Genomic DNA, 18,408 nt, shown 5'->3' on the forward strand with positions numbered 1-18,408 from the left:
TATTAGCGAAGCGTAATACAGGATCGAAGTGGCAACACTCTCCATTGTTTCCCGTATTACGCTTCGCTAATACGGGCTACGAAATGAGCTAATCTACAATAAATAATCCTTAGCTAATGGTAGCCCCCCTGCGTGCCGCGGCTTGTCCCTGACTCTTGTTCACAAATATGGAGTCTTGGGGAAAAGTCAGATTTTCGCTCAAGATGCACCAAATATAGCTTTTCAGTGAGTTGTGCACAAGATACAGGGCTTGTCCGCGACATCCAGTAGATGTCGACAGGACTCGATTAAGGATGGAAATTTAGCAATCAAAATACTATTACCAATGCGTGGTTTATCCATTATAGGTGGAAATAGTCTTTTGATATTGTAAGTCTGATTCCAACTGATGAGCTGCATCGATACCTGAAAGAGCAGCACCGTGAACGGTACCATTCTCACCTTTGGACATATGTTCTCCTGCGAAATAAACGCCGGATTTTTTACCATACTCTTCCATCTCGGAAAACCAATTGTTCACATCTATATCATTTGAAATCATTCTGTTAAAACTAGACCAACCGCCCATGCAATAGGGATCTTGACTCCAATTGTGTTCCACAATAATGGTCCCCTCGTCTATCATAAGGGCTTTATCCTGGTATTGATTCTTTAAACCAATTTTAACTTGTTCCAAAACAAGTTCAGGTGTTAGTTTTTCTTCATTTCCAGGTAGAGGTACATATGTTACTACAAGGCAATTACTAGGTGTTTGTGATTGCCTGTAATGATCAACATTTAATATCCTTAAAATGGTATTGGTTTCTTTATCATGTAGTGCAATATGCGAATATTTAGGATTTATCAAAGAACCTTCAAATTGAATCACAATTCGTGCGGCACTACCTGAATTCACCGCATTAATAGCATCTGGTAGTTTTGGAGTAAATTGTACAGTACCCTGTTGCAGTACTCCTATGGGTAAAGCACACACAATCTCTTGGCAGGTTAAGGATCCAAGATTAGTAACAATTACATGCTTTTTAGCCTCTTCTATATATTCGACTGATTCAACTCGGGTGCCAGTAAAAAGAGTACAACGGTCATGTTCATTTAATTCTTCCTGGAGCCGCTCCAACATGGTTGTAAATCCATCATACAAAAAGAAATTTTCATATCCTTCATAAAGACCAAAAACTTTGCTTCTGTCATAGTGACTTACTTTATCAAGCGCACAACCATATTCCATTTCACCATAGGCTCTTTTAAACGATCTACCATCCTCAGTGATGATGCATACCTCACCTGATTCAAGTTGAACAGGTTTACCTAATTTTTTTAGACTTGTTTCAGCTGACGTAAAATCGATTTGCGGATCTAATTCCGAAATAAGCATATTGGGTATTTCCGTACCTGTATTATGCATAAAATTAGCGCCTAACTGTAATTCGACAGTTCCATCTTTTATAGGAACTTTAACCGGATAAACTCTACCTCCCAGTCTATCTTGAGCCTCAATAATAACAACTGAGTGCCCATTTTTAAGCAATTCACGAGCAGCAAACAAGCCAGAAACTCCGCCGCCAATAACCGCAATCACATCTGATGATAATTCTTGCATAGTTTTTTGAGTAGGTAGCTGTTGTGAAAAAAATCGTATTTCAGCACCATTTTTATACCCTTTTCTCTCATCTCTGCTGCGCATAATGACATCCATTTGTAAAAATAAATAGCACATAATACAGTTTAGTTTGTACTAGCACCAGATTCAAGCTTAATTCTAGGTAGCGAGTTACCACATAAATAATGTCTAAGTAAGTAGTGTGATTTTGCATGTACACAAGTAAACAAATGAATAACGACATAAATAAAGACCGCACTATTTACCTTAAATGCTAATTAGACTAATAGCAAATCAACTGGGGTATTATGTCGAGGTTTTACTGGAGGCAGCTAAGCTGCCTCCAAAGAGTGTGATCACCAGGTTAAGGGGTAAAGGCTCTAATACACCGGACATTCCTGCTCACCGTCTTTCCGTCATAATACTGGTCACCCCAGCCGAAATACTGAGCCCAGGCGCTGTAGAAAGAATTGCCGGTAAACTCGGAAGAGCTCCAGTAGGTAGCATTGGCAAAACCACCTAATTTTTTCAAATGCAGCGTAGTATACAAGTTGGGTCTCGTGCTGCCACAGCCAGCATTAGTATTAATGCCTACATACCGCCCCAGCTCGCAAATCGCCGGCAAGTACCAGTCAACAAACCCTTGATCATTCTTATTAAGACAGGATTGCGCGGCTGGATATTGACCTGCAGGCGTTTCCAGAGCGTTGGAATTGCTTAACCCATCCAGAAGACTGTTTGCTGCCGTGTCATTGTATGCTGCCGACCACGTATAGAGTGTATTTGACTCATCAGTCAATGCTGCGACTTTTCCGCCAATACTGCCATCGTCAGGAGTAGTATCATCTACTGTAAACAGATATCCTCCCTGGTATATACAACCCTGTCCCACTACCAGTACATTAATGTTGGTCGATGGAGAGGTATCCGAACTGACTGTAACCACAGTAGGTACAGGCACTGAACCTGGTGATGTATTACAAGCGACGTTACTGGTATCGGCACTGGCAGTGCTTCCAGGTGTAATCGTTATGTCGCAGGTCGCTCCCGCATCAAGGGATCCAGTACAGGTATTACTGGTGATCGAAGTACCTGCAGGGAAAGTGGAGGAACTGACCTGAAGATTACTTGCGGGTATAGAGCCCGTATTTTCTATATGGATAATACGTGGTTTTCCTGTCAATGCCGGATCCGAATTAGGATATGGACTGTTAATTGACAGAGTCAGGCCATTAATCAGTGGTGACAACGTAGCCTGGCTAAACGTCACTTCAAGAGTATGGTTTGCATCAACATTATTTAATTGGTAGCTGGTGCCGCCATATTGTACGGCCATACCATCCAATAACCATTCATCAACACCAAAGCTGGCATTTGGACTCGCTGTAAAGGATAAACTGGTACCGGCACCAACCACTTGCGGTACTTCTGGAGTAATTGTGCCATTAGCATCTGCCGAAGGGGTAATTGTATAGTGCTGCACAGAGGGCTGTTCAATAAGATGAATACTTAAAACATCGGCAGGATTCGGCTGAAAACACTTCAATTGGTTGTTTTTCTGACATAAGACAGGGCCACCCTGTACGTCACCTAACAAAGTAGAGCCATCAATGATGAGCGTCAAAGTACAGGTTTTTTTGGCTGGAGCAATACACGGCGCGCTTTGTGTTACCCCTGTAATCGGTTTTATTACGAGATTTTTACGATAGGACGTATTATTCGTCACAGTATAAATAACCTGATCGGTTGCTCCTTTTAATACACTAATATCTGTTGGTGTTTGCGGTGTAAAGGTCCATAAAGGATCCGCCGCATGGACGTTTGACAGCATAAAACAACTGAATACCGATATAAGTATTGCATACTTCATATAATGTCTTTGAATTCTTTGCATGGTCACAATCCTTATGCCATATAGTGATGTATTGAATTTAAAGGCTATCCTTTTTTAAACTCGATAGACAGCCCATCCCCAGCGCACAGCATCCTGCACGCGATGTACTCTAAACAACGGCTTTCAAAAAATGCTACGATACAAACCATTTAAACTCTAAATGTGTACTGCAATTTTAATTCCTTTACCTGAACCGAATCATCTCTGATAAGGACAAAATCAAGGAAAGAAATTAAGTTAACACAATGCAACATCAGGCTGTGTGGATCATTCCCATTTCAACATTCCGCGGTACCTTGAACATAAATTGATGTATGATCAGCACACTCTGTTAACCTTAGGTTCTATTTAACTGAATTGCAAATTCATCGGTGATGTCACCATTTTATTAGAGGCTGCAGGCCGGTCTCCAATAAAATGTTAGGCGTCAAGTATCAGTGCTGCACCGGTAAATCGTACAGAATTCACTGTACCCCCCCCTGGAGCATGCGTAGTTGCAGCCTGTTTCGCTAGCGCATAAGGCAGCTTGGCTGCCTCAAAAATAGTAAAAGGGCTTAAGGGATAAAAGCCCGAATACACCGTATACTACTGCCGATGGTCTTACTGTTGTAAAACTGGTCTCCAAAGCCGAAGTACTGCGCCCAGGCGCTAAATTGAGCATTAAGAACATACTCGGAAGAACTCCAATAATTAGAATTCGCAAAACCACCTAAATTTTTCAAAGCCAGTGTTGCATATAAGTTGGGTCTGAAATTACTGCAACCAGCATTAGTATTAATACCTACATAGCGTCCCAATTCGCAAATCGCTGGCAGATACCAATCAGAAAATCCTTGATCACTCTTGTTGAGACAGATTTGCGCCGCTGGATATTGGCCTACCGGTGCTGCAAGAGCATTGGAATTGGTTAATCCATTCAAAAGACTGTTTGCTGGCGTGTCATTGAATAATGTCGCCCACGCATATGAAAACGACTCATCGGATAATGCCGCCACCTTCCCGCCAATACTACCCGTATTAGAAGTAGTATTATCCACTGTGAATAAATATCCCCCCTGATAAATACACCCATAGCCCAATATTAGTACATTAATGTCGACTGGTGTGGCGTTATCCGCGCTGACCGTCACTACAGTCGGCACAGGGGTTCTACCAGGCGATGTATTGCAAGAGATGGCAGTGGCATCAGGACTTGCAGTAGCTCCAGGTGTAATCGTGATGTTGCAGTCTGCATTCGAGTTTAGAGCGCCAGTACAAGCATTACTCGTTATTGAAGATCCAGATGGAAATGCGGTGGAACTCACCTGAAGATTCGTAGCGGTTATACCGCCTGCATTATGAATTCGGATGATGCGTGGAGTGAGAGTTAATGCCGGATCGGATGTGGGTAAAGGACTGTTGATGGATAAGGTCAGATTTGAGGTTAATGGGGTCAATGTGGTCTGATTAAAAGTCACTTCAATCGTGTGATCGGCTTGAATCGCGTTCAACTGGTAGGTGGTGCCGCCATTTTGGACTACGTTTCCATCAAGAAACCATTGATCTACGGCAAAATAAGCATTGGGAGTTGCGGTAAACGTCATACTGGTTCCAAAATTAACCATCTGAGGAACTGCGGGAGAAATGGCTCCGTTCGCACCCGCAGAAGGAGTAACAGTGTATTGAATTGGAGTAAAAGTCACCTCAACAGTGTGATTGACTTGAATATTATTTAACTGATAACTGGCGCCACCATTTTGAACTGCGTTACCATCCAGGAACCATTGATCGACTAAATAATTGGCATCAGGAAATGCAGTAAATGCTATATTCGACCCGGAAAGAACCACTTGAGGCACTGCTGGATCAATGATTCCATTAGCACCAGCTACAGGAATCACGGTGTAATGAGCAGGCGGAGATGGAGGTGATGGAGGTATTGGAGGTATTGGAGGTGATGGTTGCTCTGTCAGACGAATATGTAATTGAGCTTTCTCACTTGGGTGATAACACATCAAGCCGTTGCCCTGTTGACATAAAACAGGCCCCCCCAACACGTCTCCTTGTAAAGTAAAACCGTTAATAGTCAGTGTTAAGGTACAGCTTCCTTTAGGAGAAAGTTGACAAGGTTGGCTTTGCGTTACTCCTGGAATTTGTTTCATCACCAGATTTTTAGGGCTAGTCGATTGATTGTGTACAGTATAGATAACCTGCTCACTGGCTCCTCTGGTTACTGAAAGATCGGTTGGTGTTTTTGGTTCAAACGTCCATAAAGGATGGGATGCCTGAACGTTCGACAAGATTAAACAGGAAAAAAAAACGATGCATAAGTTAATCCTGAAATAAAATGATTGCATTCTTTTCATGGTTTCTATCCTTGTGCCACTTTTGGAATTTAAATTAAATGAAAGGAAAATCTTTGATAATAGCGACGAGGCGGCCTGTTTCCTTCACCCTACATCCTGGTGGTTATTAAATATAGAAAAACTATTTAATTGATATTACGTTGTTGGGAAATTAAAATCAAAATTTATACGGTTTTAGAGGCTGTTAACAATTCACGTGTGCAATTTCTCGAAAGGACCACGTACCAAGGCTAAATTTAATCATTTTTTCCTGGACAAAATGATATTGAGGACTAGTGGTTAAAAATAAAAGTATCTGCTGGAACTACCTATCTAAATTATTGAATCAAATCATTTCCATAGTCTATCTTAATAACCCAGTAGCTCAAGCCTCAACAATCCTAAAATTAAAGCTTGAACTCAGATTGATTTCGATGAAGATTAAATTCTTCATGTTCCAAATCCAATACTTCATCAGACTCGAAACGTTCTTCTGCAGGACTAACCTCATCCACTTCATTTAACTTAGGAGTCTCTGCTTTATACTGTCTTAGATTACTTTCAAAATCATAGAGTTGGCTGATGGAAGCAAATCGACGAATAAATACTCCTCCTTTATTCTTTTCATCGGCAATACGTTCACTAATAAATTGAATGTTCTCTTGTAACGAATCAATCTTTCTAGCTTCGTCATCAATTTGAGATTCTATCTCAGTAGTTAACGTGGTCATTCGCTTATTAATATTCATAGATATAAACTGGGATAGATTTTTATGAGATCTGCCTGTTAATTCTGACAATTGATAGCGCAAATCCTGTTCTGTCTCTCCCATTTTAAATGGACTGGTGATAAATGATGCAATACCAGATATCCATGTTTTGGGTGACCATCTTGATTTTGGCGGCTCTACATTATCTGGGTGAATTTTTTTATACAAATCAATTAAATCAGATCTTAAATGAGAATCTTTTATCGTACCTAGATGTTCCAACACACGCTGAATCTCTGTTGGGTCGACCACCGTTTTATCAAAAAATTGGGAAAAATCCATTGAGTTAACCAGCGCTCTATCAAAAAAATGATTCTGAATCTCTTCCGGGAAATCAGTGATATTCTCTGGAATTGTTCCAGCAATATACGAATGTAACTCAAGAATTGCTCTTATATCGCTTTGATAGGTTTGCGGAAATAGCGCAACATTGACTTGTTCCCCTTTACCATCCTCAATTAATTTAAGCTGTTCATCACGCAATTGTTTCAAAGCTGAATGTTTGGATAGGGGTAATTCAAGTTGTTTTCTTAACTGAGCTTGATCATTAAGCATCGCCTTAATTTGTGAATTATATCGAGTAAAATTATCTAATAATGGAAGTTCTCCTGATCCCCTGATAATTAAATCATAATATTCTGTGCTTCCATTGCTTCCAACGATCAACTCAACCTGATTGGTTTTAAAGCCAGCGACGCCATCAAGATCCTTTTTGATCTGTTCTTTTTTAATCGTAAAATGTTGTGACTCATCCAACAAGTCATGATGCTTTTGTGACACATCATTCCAAAGACTACGTAATGTTCCTCTTAAATGGATCATAGGATCAACAATTTTTGATTTGCTTTGACTGAGTTCATTACACTTCAAAGTAACAAGATGATGCATTTCATCCAGAGCATAAAGGGAGGGATTTTCACCTTGAATCACTTTAAGTTTCTGAGTAATTTCCTGCCAGTCTTTATTTTCTTTTAACCATGGACTATTTCTATCTTCCAATTGTTTTAAAATCGTTCTGAATTTTTGTTTTACTACCTCACTGTGTGCTTCCTCTTTGCACTCATTTATAAAACCAAGATCCAGCTCATCCTTACCACTACCAATGACAGTTAATTCGTTCAAGGTGTTCAATGTTTGATTAATTGTATCTCGAATATTCTTATGGCCAAATGAAAATAACCATAACCCTTCGAGTTGGGCTTGATGTTGACTTAATTTTTTAAACAGATTTTTTAATGCTGATTTTTGCAATATTGGATCAGTTGAGAGTTTTATCCCTTCGATAGCAAGTAGCAAATCATCAGCGGCACGTGTCGCTGCAGAACGTTCCAGAAGATACCAGAACCCTCTATTTTCTTTTTTTGCCCAAGAAAGTGAATCCTCCAATTTTTGAACTACATCTTTAACTACATTATCCAGGTAAATGTCTTTAATAGTCTGAAGCTCCGGGTTCAGTTCGGCACCTGTTTGCTGATGTACCCGTAATAATTCATTGATTACTGGCTGCATACGGTATTTCTCAGAATTATGTTCCGTACTTAACCATCGCCCTTCGTAATCAATCAAAATCAACTCAAGAGAAAGTAAATTTTCTGCGTTATTTGCCCGATCAATCAAGGCCTTTTTAATATTAGAACTTAACGAAGATTGATTGATGTTATTAATAATATCTTTTGCGAGTAATCTGATTTGATATTGAATAAAAGGTTGTCTGTATTGTCTGACATTGCCTTCAGAATATTTAAGCATTGCACCATTAACATCAAGTGCTGATTTGACCATCCGATTCGCTTTTCTTTGTTCATGCTGGGTGATTTTAATATTCTCGCGAGTAGCTAATTTATTAAGCTTCAATTGTTCACTTAACTTTACCTGCTCAAGATATACTGTACGTAATGCATTAACTGAATCTGGAATTAATTTGCCCGTAGTTTTTTCTTTAAGTTTGCGTTGAGTGTTTGTCCAGATATTCTCAACTTTGATCTCATAATCAGTCAGAGCTTTATCTAAAGTTTGTGTATCCAGTTCCTTACTGGAAGAACGTCGAACATAGGGATTGGAATACACGCGCTCAGGATCACTCTCTTTTAAAATCTGCTTCCATTGAGACTCGAGGTTTTTAATTAAATCCTGTTGCACAAGAAATAGCTCTGAATCCAATTGTTTCCATTCCGTGCGGGGATGTAGTAGATGCAATAATTCTTGCCAATGATCAAATTGCTCCAGTATGACTCTTTGGATGGTGGTCACTGATTGAATATAATACTGCTCTATTGCCTTTTCCTGATTTCTGTTCCTGCGATTCTCATGTACTGCTTTTAATAGATTTACTTTATCCTGATTTGATTTTAAAGAGCTGTGCAGAGATGAAACAATGCCATTTTCTTCATGAATCGCATAAAATCTACTTGGTGTTCCAAAACCTGAAAGCTTATCAATAATCTTTCGTGTCTCACCTGGTTTATGTAAATAAGATTGAATAGCAAGACACCCATTGATATGTTCTGTTTTAAATTCGTCACTATTGGCAAGATAAGGAACGGTAACAGCGATCCTAGGAGTCCTGGCTGCCTTATCCCTAAACCACTGATGTCTTCTTTCAGCAGACTCAGATCCCGTAAAAGCCTTTATCTCATAGGAATTGCCAGCGCTTTTAAAATATTCAATTAATTGCTTATTTAAAGCTAAAGCATGTTCGGCATTCTTGGCGATCAATACAATAGGCTGTCCAGATTTTGCCATATTGACTGCAAGGTGGATCTTTTGTAAATAATCCAGACTGTGTATCAAATGTTCTGAAACGGGTTCCGGATGAGGAACACGATGATGCGAAGGAACACGGAACGCCAACTCTACATCCACTTTTTTACTCAAACCAACTATTTCAGGTTTAAAAACCCCTTCGGTAATCAGAACTTCGGCTTCAGATTCATTCAAATCGTTCGCTGGTACTCCAAGAAACGTAAAAAAATCTTTTACATCATTGGACTTAAACTCTTTAACGAGCAAATCTTTATTTGCTCTCGTTTTATTATTATCCTGAGTAAACACCCATTGCAAAGCAGCTAGAAAGGCTTTGGTATCATTTAGATTTTCATCCGGTGGTAGTTCAACACATCGATTATGCTGCAACTGATTTAACGTCAATAAAACGGTGACAATCTGAGTAGAGTTCAGGAAAACACCCGTACAACGAAAATATTGTTCCCTCATCACAGCAATCAAATTTAATTGGGATTTAACGCGTTCTTGAGCACCCAATAAAGGATCATTTACACGCTCAATAAACAAATCAGATAAATGACGCAACTGCGTTCGGCTCAAGGTAGTCAGATCCGAATAGGTTCTGTTTTTAACATTTAAAGGACACTCTCGACCTATAGCATTAATGTAGACTACTTGTTGTACAAGATTAAACTGCCTTGATGATGACAGTACTGAACCATCCCCAAGATTTTGGATATTTGCAACAACACGACTCAATTTAGAAGTATCAAATTGCTCTTCTAGAATTTCATCAGTTAATTGCGAGACTTTCCCTTTATTCACTTTAGGGTCACGCCCTGCTTTAGGATCTTTATCAAAAGAATCGATATAAGACTGAAGTTGCAGGGAGTTTTTATGGAGTTGTTTGGAAAATTCTTCTAAATCTGGATAAGGAGGATAATCAAAGAGGCCTGCGATATCTCTCAATAATACTCGATGAATTTTGAGATTTTCTTTTAACTCCTGTAACAACTCAAATTGATTTTCGGTGGCTTCTTTACCAAAAGAAATTAAAATTTTAATAGTGAACTTTAAATCATCTGAAAGTGTTTTGTCTTGTTGACTTAGAGTTTCTAATTGTTCAATGAACTCAGTAACGTTCCTGGATAATAATTTATCTATAGCGCTCTTCATGCAACAAGATCTCCCCAAACTCAAATTATTCGCATTATGATCTAATTTATTGCTCAAAATATAGCACATTAATGCTTAAGAAAACCTGAAGAGACTTAAACTACATCTAAAACTGCGTTTAATAATTGCTGAGTATAAGGATGTTCCGGGTGTTTTAAAATAGTTGCACAGTGTCCATATTCTACCGCCAAACCATCTTTCATTACCAAAACATCATCTGCTATATAGGACACAACCCCCATGTTGTGTGTAATAAACAGATAGGAGATCCCTGTTTCCTGTTGTAATTCCTTCAATAAATTGAGAATTTGTGCTTGTACAGACACATCCAAAGCACTGGTAGGTTCATCGCATATCAATACATCTGGCTCTGTAGCCAAGGCTCTGGCAATACAGATACGCTGCCTCTGGCCCCCTGAAAACTGGTGGGGATAACGGTGCAAACTGGTACTGGGTAAATTCACCTGATGAATCAATTGCTTTTGTCTTCGGGAAATTAATGAGGAGTTCATACCCTGAGCATGCATGCCTTCAGCAATAATTTCACCAATAGTCATCCGTGGATTCATGGAAGAAAATGGATCCTGAAATATAATTTGAACTTTTTTTCTATAACGTCTTAATGCGCTTCCGCCTAGGGCAAGAACATCCATATCCCTGTAATTGATTTCTCCTCCAGCAACAGGTATCAAACGCAATAATGCACGGCTTGCAGTTGTTTTTCCGCAACCTGACTCTCCTACGAGTGCCAATGTTTTACCTTGTTGAAGTTTGAAGCTGAGACCATCAACGGCCTTAAACATAGTCTTATTCCGGCTGAAGAGTCCTTTTTTATGAATAAAATGAACCGATAAATTATTCACTGTAAAAATAGTCTCAGCCTGTTCCTCTGAAACGTTCCAGATTATTCTGTCTTTTTCCAACTGGGGTAACTGTTGAGAATCAGGATACAAATGACATCTTAAAACTCGATGTTCAATTTCCTGTAATTGAGGTTCTTCATTACGGCATCGATCGAATGCATAAATACAACGAGGATGAAATCTGCATCCGGAAGGCAAAGCATCCAAAGTTGGGACGCTGCCTGTAATAATGGATAATTTTTCCTCTCTTTTAGCAAAAGAAGGTAAAGAAGCCATCAGTTGCTGAACATAAGGATGTCTTATTTGAGTAAAAAAATCAGTGACCCGAGCCTGTTCAACCACTTGCCCCGCATACATCACACACACTCGATCAGCCATTGCCTTGGCCACTCCCAAGTCATGCGTAATTAATAGCATGCTCATCTGATGTTTCTTTTGTAACTTTTTTAATAAAGCCAAAATCTGAGCCTGTATGGTGACATCGAGAGCAGTTGTCGGCTCATCCGCGATTAAAATATCGGGGTTGCATGCCAAGGCCATGGCAATGACTACCCGCTGCTTTTGTCCACCTGATAATTGATGAGGATATTGATGAATTCGATTATGCGGTTGTGGCATTTCAACTTCATTCAATAATGAAATCAAAGCTTTTTTAGCCTCATGAGATTTCAGAGCGTTATGTCTTATTAAAACCTCTGAAATCTGCTCCCCAATAGTCATTACTGGATTTAACGCGGTCATCGGCTCCTGGAAAATCATGGCCAGTCGACGGCCTCTTAATTGCCTCATCATTTGTTCAGGCAAATTTAATATATCTTCACCATTGACATTAATCTGACTGTCTAGCCCATACACCCCTGACTTGGGTAGAAGACGCATTAAGGCCAATGACGTGAGCGATTTACCACATCCAGACTCTCCCAGTAAAACCAGAGTTTCACCCGGATTTAAATTGAAACTGACTTTATCCAAAGCCATGACTGTTTTGGCAGGATTTTGAAAAGCAACTGTTAAGTGATTAATTTCAGCAGTATTTTGCATGGGACAAGTCACAAAGTCATAATCATACACTGTACCAATATATCGGTTTAACTGGCAACTAAAGAGCCAGGACTAAAGGTAACTTTAATTCATATCTCAATTATATATAGTTCTGTTTTTTTATCGGGTAAGAAAAGCACTACTTCATCATTTTTAATATAAAACCTAAAAGTCTATAATTAAAATTAAAGTATCCGTTTTTTATTTATAGACAATCATTTAACGACATACTATGCTTAATTTTTTTACAAAGGAAAGGTAGTCATGCCATCAGATCAAAAGAACATAGTACTTCTTGGTGACTCAACTCTGGATAACATCGATTGGGTAGATAATGAAGAGGATACCGTAGCAGGCAAATTAAAACAGAAATTTCAAAAGCCTGACCAGATTATTGATCTATCCTGTGATGGATTTACAACAAGAGATGTACTTTCAGGAGCGTTCAGAGACAAAGCGGTTCGTTCTCCTTATCATCAACATACTCAATATTACCCATTGAGTGAACTCAAAAAAATAGACAATCCTTCTCATATTATCCTGAGTGTTGGCGGTAATGATTTAAGGGAAAACCTCATAATTCTTGCCAATCAAAGTCCAGAAACACGAAGATTGCAATTAAAATCGATTATTACTGGAATTCAGCAGAGGTATTTGGACATTTTAAATGAATTAAAAACCATTCAGCCCAATGCCTCACCAATAATTATGCTTCAATATAGTCCGGATTCAACGCGGGATTTATACGGTATCTATACCTTGATGAATTTGTTACAAAAAGATCAGTCGTTATCCTACCTGACCATTCTAAACTATTATTTTTGGGGCAAATCCAATAAAGCGCCGCACAATGCCGTTGATGAATTACATCATCTGATGCAAACAGTGTATGCGCCAATACTGAAGTACGCTAAAGAACAGAACATCCCCGTCATTGATATGGCAAGTTCAATGGATCACCGGGATACCCGTTATTACCGAAGTCAAATTGAGCCCAGCGCCAAAGGAGCAGAAGTAATTGCCAATCTGATTTCCCATGTGGTCAACAATCATGATTACTCCAATCCCTCATGCCTGTATTCTCAACCTACCGAACGTCCTGATAATATCGTTATTCGTTCCAATCATGACTCATGGAGACCCATGCGCTATTGCCCGGATTCAAAAGAAGAAGCTAAAGAAATCTTCCTTACTGAATATAAAAAACGGCTGGATAAAGATAATAAGGCATGGCTGGGTCTGTATTCTTTATTTGCTTACTCTCAAATTAAGAACGATATGACCTTTGATCAAATAGTAACTCATGCTCAAAGTACAAATAATCGAAGTCGTGAAGTAATGCAAGAACTGGACTGGTTGGATAGTCAGAATCAACTCGGATTAAAATTTTCCTGAGGAACATCCAGGGACAAGTACTGAACGAGCCTCACTTTTTTAGGTCATCCTCGCGAAGGCGGGGATCCATGCACCAATGTGGCTTGGTGCTAACTTTTAGGATGGATCCCCGATTTCGCGAGAATGACGAATAAAAAATGCAAATTAAGAGTATTCAATGTGCATTTTTTAAAAAGTGAGGAACTCTCGGGGACACTGCCATTAAGTTAAGCCTTAGTAGCCTGTATTAGCAAAGCGTAATACAGGATCGAAGTGGCAACATACTCCATTATTTCCCCATATTACGCTTCGCTAATATGGGCTACGAAAATAGCCAATCTAAAATCAATAATCCTTAACTTAATGACCGTGGCTCTCGGGGACAAGCCTTAATACGCATGAAATGTCCTATGTACTATGAGTACAACCAAGGATCAGAATCGTATTAAAATACCGCTTGAGGCAAGATCAAATCCGAAAAACACGTTCCATTTGCTCCGTCTCTTGTCGTAAATTAAAATGACCATTTAACATCGACAGCTTAACATGAGAAGAGAGTTGTCTATCGGACTCTTTTGGATAACCCTCTGCATTTGCTTTTACAAAAAACTCAACAGCCCTGTTGGATCGAGATTCAATATCACCCGGATTAATGCCTCTGGTTACATGCCTATAGGCATGAGCCAAGCCAAGATTTGCAAGACCAAGAAGAGTATAGTCTCTACTGATGCGACAATTAATATCTATATTTTCGATGATAAAAATTAAATGATGAAAATGACTAATCGCACTTATCACTTCTTTACCATCCAGTTCTTTAACGCGTTCCAGTTGAGCTATTCCTTTCTGATACAACTCTTCTGCTTCCCCACGACTATCCGATATATCTTTCATAATAACCTCATATATTTTGTGCATATTGTAACCCAAAAGGTTATAAGGAAACAGTTTTAAGCAACAAAGAACAGGGTTAAGACGAAGAAGTCTATTCCATTTTTTTAATAGTATTCAGATTCGGAATTTTAACTTCTTTATAATTCATAAAGGTCATCATCCCTGTAGCCTGATGATAGAGCATATGACAATGCAACATCCAGTTGCCAGGATTATCCGTATCAAATTGTATTTTAACCGTTGATTTAGGTAAAACGAGCACGGTATCTCGCATCGCCCCATTTTTTAATGACTTACCATCGATCTCGGTAACTTCAAACAGATGACCATGCAAATGCATGGGATGAGCCATGGATGTATTATTAATAAAAACCAGTTCCACCCGCTTATTGAGAGAAACCTCCAATGGTTTTATATCGGGCCATGCCTGTTTATTCAGTGTCCAGATGTACTTCACCATATCCCCATCCAATGTTACGGTCAGTATGAGTTCTGGAGTTTTAGGCAAGAGAGGTGAAACCGCCTCGATCTTTAATTCCTGATCATAATTAAAAGCACCTGATGTAGAGGATGCCTGTTCTTTTGGCAGAACAATTTGAGCATTATCAGTTGCCAAAATAAGACCTGTTTGCATCGAAGTCCCCTCACCTTGAGCCAGAATAGGAAATGAACCTCCTTCATCAGGTATTTTAACCATCAGATCAAGGCGTTGTCCTACGGCTATTTGAAATCGTCTGTCCTCAAAGGGTTTAATATTCTGACCATCAACCGCTATTGCCTGAGCAGATAATGCCCCTGTATTTATAAAAAAATTGGTCATTGATGAACCGGCTATAATACGTAAGCGCACTGAATCACCAGGTTTTACATGCACGATTTCCGGGTTTTTGAGTGTTTTATAATTCGTAAGAATCGCATCATAAGTCACATCATTTAAATCAGGTTTTGAACCCTCCATGCTTTTATCCATGGTATGGGACATAGTCATACTGTCCTGTGTCGTGTTCATAGGCATTTTAGTACCTTTTTTTAATGATGCTAAAATCGTTTCAGGGCTTTTAAAGCTAAAATCTCCAATCATAAAAATGACATCTTTATCTGCTTTTTTCTCCTGTGGATCAAGTAAAATAAAGGGAGCTGATAAAAATTTTTGCTCTTGCAAATCATAATGCGAATGCATCCAGTAGGTTCCGGATTGTTTTAATTTAAAACGATAATGATAGGAACCTCCTGCAGGAACTGGAGGTTGTGTGACGTAAGGAACGCCATCTTGATCATTAGGTACAATCAAACCATGCCAATGAATGACGGTAGGTTTATCGGAGGTATTTTTTACTATGGCATCAAACCATTGGCCTTTTATCCCCTGAAATCCCCAGGTACCATCAGGTTGTTCAATTCGAAATAACTCACTTGCCTTACCATTCACCTCAACAGGGTATTTCTTGATAATTAACTCGATGGGTTTATTTGCTTCAGCTGCTGTTAGTTGACCTGTTGCTAAAAGAAATAAACCACTTAACAAATAGATTAATTTATAGTTCAAGTTTTTTACTCCTGGCCATGGTTTAACCTGATATTCTGACGGGTCATAAACAGTCCTTCGACAACCGATCAAAACACATCATTCGAAACTCGATTTCATTATAGTTGATAAACGAATTACCTGATTGACTCGTAACTTCATAGTAACGCAGAGAAACGTCAGCCCGAACATAGTGCAGGATGGCGTTTTTCCCAGTGTTTTTAAAACAATGAGTCAGTTTTTTTTTTCAAATTGAACCTATCCCACCCTGTTAACGAATGATGTATGCTAAAATAGTTCTAGTTTAAATTTGAGTGAATACCTATGTCTGAAAACTACACTGCGGAAGCGATTGAGGTCTTAAGTGGTCTTGAGCCTGTTCAACGACGTCCGGGTATGTATACCGACACAACACGTCCTAATCATTTGGCTCAGGAAGTCATCGATAATAGCGTGGATGAAGTACTTGCAGGCTTTGCCAGCCATATCACAGTCACCCTTCATGAAGACGGCTCAGTCGAAGTCGAAGATAATGGACGAGGAATGCCTGTTGATCTGCATCCTCAATTGGGACTCAGTGGTGTCGAAGTCATTATGACACGATTACATGCTGGCGGAAAATTCTCTGATAAAAACTACAGCTTTTCCGGTGGACTGCATGGAGTGGGGGTATCTGTTGTTAATGCCCTATCCGAACGACTTGATGTAACCATTAAACGAAATGGAATTATCTATCAAATGTCTTTTGCCAATGGCGACAAACTCTGTGAACTCAATGAAACAGGAGTGACCAAAAAAAGAGATACAGGTACCATTATCCGGTTCTGGCCCAATGCTAAATATTTTGACACGACTAAAATCTCCTTAAAACATCTTACCCATGTCTTAAGAGCAAAAGCGGTATTATGTACCGGCCTTTCCATGACATTTATTAATAAGGCAACCAACGAAGAAACACATTGGTGTTACGAACATGGATTAACCGATTATTTAAGCCAAACACTGCCTGATGATTATTTACCCGAAGAACCCTTTGCCGGTGAATTTAAAAGCGATGAAGCAACTGTTGACTGGGCATTGGTCTGGTCAGATGCGGCTAACAGTACCTTGAATGAAAGTTATGTCAATTTGATTCCAACGGTTCAGGGCGGAACCCATGTGAATGGTTTGCGTTCTGGTTTATTTGATGCAATGGCCGAATTTTGTGAATTAAGAAATCTCTTACCCCGTGGCGTGAAACTCACTGCGGATGATCTTTGGGAACCCTGCCAGTACGTTTTGTCTGTCAAAATGAAAGAGCCGCAGTTTGCAGGACAAACTAAAGAACGATTGAGCTCTCGTCAAACATCTGCTTTTGTTACCAACGTCATCAAAGATGCTTTCTCTCTCTGGCTGAATCAACATCGCAATCAGGGTGAGGCAATAGCAACTCTGGCCATAGAGCGCGCCCAAAAACGCCTGAAACAAGCCAAGCAGGTCGCAAGAAAACGAGTCAGTCAGGGTCCTGCCCTGCCAGGAAAACTGGCGGATTGTTTGCAAACTGATTTGAGTCAGGCCGAGTTATTTTTAGTAGAAGGAGATTCGGCAGGTGGTTCAGCAAAACAGGCACGTAACAAAGATTTTCAAGCTATTTTGCCTTTACGTGGAAAAATCCTGAATTCCTGGGAAGTAGATTCATCCCAAGTGTTGGCATCACAGGAAATTCATGACATATCAGTCGCAATCGGTGTAGATCCTGGTTCTGATGATCTTAGTGGTCTTCGATATGGAAAATTATGTATTCTTGCTGATGCGGATTCTGATGGAGCCCATATTGCCACCTTAATATGCGCCCTGTTCCTGCGCCACTTCAAACCACTGGTTAAAGCCGGCCATGTTTTTGTTGCCATGCCCCCGCTTTATCGAATCGATTCAGGGAAAATTGTACATTATGCTTTGGATGACGAAGAGAAAACCCGAATCATCAATCATCTGAACCAAACCTCAAGGGCAAAAGTAAATGTCCAGCGATTTAAAGGACTGGGAGAAATGAACCCCATTCAATTAAGGGAAACGACAATGGATCCTAATACACGACGCCTAGTACAACTCACTCTGGATGACGAGGAGTTAACAGAAGCAGTAATGGATATGATGCTTAATAAAAAACGAGCTGGCGATAGAAAAATCTGGCTGGAAACTAAAGGTAACCTTGCCGAGATATAATGAAATCTAGCCCATACC

At 39.6% G+C, this 18,408-nt stretch carries 9 protein-coding genes; 2 read left to right on the plus strand and 7 right to left on the minus strand.

Going from position 1 to position 18,408, the window contains the following annotated elements:
• Window positions 1-334 precede the first annotated feature (334 nt).
• The 5 genes from IZU94_RS09070 to IZU94_RS09090 all read right to left on the minus strand — a co-directional run bounded on the left by IZU94_RS09070 (window position 335) and on the right by IZU94_RS09090 (window position 12,392).
• Window positions 335-1,684: a flavin monoamine oxidase family protein gene (locus tag IZU94_RS09070; protein ID WP_238400298.1), complete on the minus strand. Its 1,350-nt coding sequence runs from the start codon at window positions 1,682-1,684 to the stop codon at window positions 335-337.
• 280 nt (window positions 1,685-1,964) lie between these two features.
• Window positions 1,965-3,494: an Lcl domain-containing protein gene (locus IZU94_RS09075; protein ID WP_238400297.1), complete on the minus strand. Its 1,530-nt coding sequence runs from the start codon at window positions 3,492-3,494 to the stop codon at window positions 1,965-1,967.
• A gap of 554 nt (window positions 3,495-4,048) precedes the next feature.
• Window positions 4,049-5,839: an InlB B-repeat-containing protein gene (locus tag IZU94_RS09080; RefSeq protein ID WP_203110003.1), complete on the minus strand. Its 1,791-nt coding sequence runs from the start codon at window positions 5,837-5,839 to the stop codon at window positions 4,049-4,051.
• 386 nt (window positions 5,840-6,225) lie between these two features.
• Complete coding sequence (locus IZU94_RS09085) at window positions 6,226-10,488, minus strand: hypothetical protein (RefSeq protein WP_203110005.1); 4,263 nt, start codon at window positions 10,486-10,488, stop codon at window positions 6,226-6,228.
• Window positions 10,489-10,583: 95 nt separating this feature from the next.
• Entirely contained in the window at window positions 10,584-12,392 is a 1,809-nt protein-coding gene (locus IZU94_RS09090) for an ABC transporter ATP-binding protein (protein WP_203110007.1), read from the minus strand.
• A gap of 264 nt (window positions 12,393-12,656) precedes the next feature.
• Between IZU94_RS09090 and IZU94_RS09095 the strand changes: the two genes are divergently transcribed.
• Window positions 12,657-13,787: an SGNH/GDSL hydrolase family protein gene (locus IZU94_RS09095; RefSeq protein WP_203110009.1), complete on the plus strand. Its 1,131-nt coding sequence runs from the start codon at window positions 12,657-12,659 to the stop codon at window positions 13,785-13,787.
• Between the two features lie 447 nt (window positions 13,788-14,234).
• Here the strand turns inward: IZU94_RS09095 and IZU94_RS09100 are convergent, their stop codons facing one another.
• Together IZU94_RS09100 and IZU94_RS09105 are read right to left on the minus strand one after the other, a co-directional pair.
• Complete coding sequence (locus IZU94_RS09100; RefSeq protein WP_203110011.1) at window positions 14,235-14,660, minus strand: hypothetical protein; 426 nt, start codon at window positions 14,658-14,660, stop codon at window positions 14,235-14,237.
• Window positions 14,661-14,751: 91 nt separating this feature from the next.
• Entirely contained in the window at window positions 14,752-16,206 is a 1,455-nt protein-coding gene (locus tag IZU94_RS09105; protein WP_203110013.1) for a multicopper oxidase family protein, read from the minus strand.
• A gap of 303 nt (window positions 16,207-16,509) precedes the next feature.
• Between IZU94_RS09105 and parE the strand changes: the two genes are divergently transcribed.
• The gene (gene parE / locus IZU94_RS09110) at window positions 16,510-18,390 is read left to right on the plus strand and encodes a DNA topoisomerase IV subunit B (protein ID WP_203110015.1); all 1,881 of its coding nucleotides are present in this window, start codon (window positions 16,510-16,512) and stop codon (window positions 18,388-18,390) included.
• Window positions 18,391-18,408 lie beyond the last annotated feature (18 nt).

This window comes from Legionella bononiensis, from assembly GCF_016786215.1.
In the GTDB taxonomy this organism is placed as follows: Bacteria; Pseudomonadota; Gammaproteobacteria; order Legionellales; family Legionellaceae; genus Legionella; species Legionella bononiensis.

What these genes read in the sequence shown, in the direction of transcription:
- IZU94_RS09070 (WP_238400298.1), bottom strand. Translation starts at nt 1,684, where the DNA reads ATGCGCAGCAGAGATGAGAGAAAAGGGTATAAAAATGGTGCTGAAATA.
- IZU94_RS09075 (WP_238400297.1), bottom strand. Translation starts at nt 3,494, where the DNA reads ATGCAAAGAATTCAAAGACATTATATGAAGTATGCAATACTTATATCG.
- IZU94_RS09080 (WP_203110003.1), bottom strand. Translation starts at nt 5,839, where the DNA reads ATGAAAAGAATGCAATCATTTTATTTCAGGATTAACTTATGCATCGTT.
- IZU94_RS09085 (WP_203110005.1), bottom strand. Translation starts at nt 10,488, where the DNA reads ATGAAGAGCGCTATAGATAAATTATTATCCAGGAACGTTACTGAGTTC.
- IZU94_RS09090 (WP_203110007.1), bottom strand. Translation starts at nt 12,392, where the DNA reads ATGCAAAATACTGCTGAAATTAATCACTTAACAGTTGCTTTTCAAAAT.
- IZU94_RS09095 (WP_203110009.1), top strand. Translation starts at nt 12,657, where the DNA reads ATGCCATCAGATCAAAAGAACATAGTACTTCTTGGTGACTCAACTCTG.
- IZU94_RS09100 (WP_203110011.1), bottom strand. Translation starts at nt 14,660, where the DNA reads ATGAAAGATATATCGGATAGTCGTGGGGAAGCAGAAGAGTTGTATCAG.
- parE (WP_203110015.1), top strand. Translation starts at nt 16,510, where the DNA reads ATGTCTGAAAACTACACTGCGGAAGCGATTGAGGTCTTAAGTGGTCTT.